Origin of the sequence: Desertibacillus haloalkaliphilus, from assembly GCF_019039105.1 — a bacterium.
GTDB classification, from domain to species: Bacteria; Bacillota; Bacilli; order Bacillales; family KJ1-10-99; genus Desertibacillus; species Desertibacillus haloalkaliphilus.
In genome coordinates this window covers 1-448 of record NZ_JAHPIV010000110.1, presented here as the reverse complement: position 1 = coordinate 448, position 448 = coordinate 1, and the positions used below count along the sequence as shown (strand labels likewise).

At 38.4% G+C, this 448-nt stretch carries 1 protein-coding gene; it reads left to right on the top strand.

The window, feature by feature from the left end; genetic code table 11:
- On the top strand, positions 1–448 hold a 448-nt coding region (locus KH400_RS21085; protein WP_217228001.1), incomplete at both ends, for an aminotransferase class I/II-fold pyridoxal phosphate-dependent enzyme.

The following is a 448-nucleotide window of genomic DNA, read 5'->3' as shown; positions in this document are numbered from 1 at the left end:
AAGCAAAGGTTGTAGCTGTTGACTCAGACGATAACGGGATGCTTCCAGATGATTTAGAGAGTAAATTAAAGAAACATAATCCAAAGCGTATTTATGTAGTACCGACTTTTTCAAACCCGGCTGGACGTGTTTGGTCGCTTGAGAGACGCAAACAGTTAATTAACCTTGTACATAAGTACAAAGTTGTGGTGTTTGAGGATGATCCATATGGTGAACTTCAATTTACGGAAGATGAAGTGTATCAGCCATTGGCTTCTTTAGATGATGGAACACATGTTATGTATACTAGTACGTTTTCGAAGACAGCTGTACCTGCTTTACGTACCGGTTGGATTGTCGGACCATATCAAGTAATACGTATGATGGCTCAGGCAAAACAAGCAAATGATTTACATTCGAATTCATTGTCCCAACAAGCTTTATATCAATTATGTACACATTATGATCT